The organism is Nocardiopsis sp. TNDT3 (assembly GCF_003427465.1).
In the GTDB taxonomy this organism is placed as follows: Bacteria; Actinomycetota; Actinomycetes; order Streptosporangiales; family Streptosporangiaceae; genus Nocardiopsis; species Nocardiopsis dassonvillei.
In genome coordinates this window covers 1-1,569 of sequence record NZ_QPFC01000911.1, presented here as the reverse complement: position 1 = coordinate 1,569, position 1,569 = coordinate 1, and the positions used below count along the sequence as shown (strand labels likewise).

Genomic DNA, 1,569 nt, shown 5'->3' with positions numbered 1-1,569 from the left:
TCCCCCGCCCACGCCGAACCCGGGCCGCCCGGGCACGCCGGGCCCCCGGACCACTCCGGAGCCCCCGGGCACGCGGGGCCGCCCGCGCACGCGGGCAGGCCGGGCGAGGACCCGCCGCTGTCGGAGCGGGTGAGTGCGGAGGCCATCCGCGAGCACCTGGAGAACCTCGACACCATCGCCGAGTACAACGGCGGCAACCGGGCCACGAACACCCCCGGCTACGACGTCGCCGCCCTCTACATCGAGGACCAGCTGGAGCGCGCCGGGTACGAGCCCTACCGGCACGAGTACGAGTACGAGCTGTGGCGGGAGAACTCCCCGGCCGTCCTCGCCCAGACCGCGCCGGAGCAGGTCGCCTACGAGGCCGAGACCGACTACGCGACCATGAGCTACTCCGGCTCGGGCGACGTCACCGCCCCGGCGGTGGCCGTCAACGCCGACAGCGCCGCGAGCGGCTGCTCCCCCGACGACTTCGCCGACTTCCCCGAGGGCGCGGTCGCGATCACCGTGCGCGGCACCTGCCCGTTCTCGGACAAGGTGGACAACGCCGCCGCCGCGGGGGCCGCGGCCGCCCTGGTGGTCAACAACGAGGACGAGGTCTTCCTGGGCACCGTGGGCGAGCACTCGGCCATCCCCGCCCTGGGCGTGTCCGGAACGCTGGGCGCGGAGCTGCTGGCCGCCGAGGGCCTGGAGCTGCGGGTGAGCGTGGACGCCGAGGTCAGCAACGAGACCTCCTACAGCGTCCTGGCCGAGACCCCGGGCGGCCGGGACGACAACGTGGTGGTCGTGGGCGGCCACCTGGACAGCGTCGAGGACGGCCCCGGCATCAACGACAACGGCAGCGGTGCGGCCTTCCTGCTGGAGACCGCCATCCAGCTGGCCGAGCAGGAGGAGCCCGACAACAAGGTGCGGTTCGCCTTCTGGGGCACCGAGGAGGAGGGCCTGGTCGGTTCCACCCGGTACGTGGAGGACCTGACCGCGCAGGAGGTCGAGGACATCGCCCTCTACCTCAACTTCGACATGATCGGCTCGCACAACTACGGCCGGTTCGTGCTGGACGGCCGGATGGAGCTGCCCGGGTCCGTGGCCGCCCCGTCGGGCTCCGGCGCGATCGCGAAGGTCTTCGAGGACTACTTCGCCGCCCAGGACCAGGTCAGCGAGCCCGGCGTGCTGAGCGGGCGCAGCGACTACCAGGCCTTCATGACCGCGGGCATCCCGTCGGGCGGCCTGTTCAGCGGCGCCGACGGCGTCAAGACCGAGGAGCAGGTCGAGTGGTACGGCGGTACGGCGGGCGAGCAGTTCGACCCGTACTACCACACCGCCGACGACACCATGGAGCACATCAACTGGGACTCGGTGGCCGAGCTGTCGGCGGCCGGTGCGCACGGCGTGGAGTTCTTCGCCGAGAGCACCCTGCCGGTGAACGGTGTGCTGCGCACGACGGCCGCGCCCGACTTCCCGCGCCTGGGCGACGGCTGGCTCAGGTAGTCCGCGCACGATCCGTGTGAGGGGCGTACGCCCCCCGCGCAACAGGGCGGGCGGCGTGAACCCCCCGGTTCCACGCCGCCC

1 protein-coding gene is annotated in these 1,569 nt (G+C 72.8%); it reads left to right on the top strand.

Annotated features, from left to right (window positions below; all coding sequences use genetic code 11):
• On the top strand, positions 1-1,488 hold a 1,488-nt coding region (locus tag DQW06_RS21540), incomplete at its 5' end, for a M20/M25/M40 family metallo-hydrolase (RefSeq protein ID WP_117199191.1).
• Positions 1,489-1,569 lie beyond the last annotated feature (81 nt).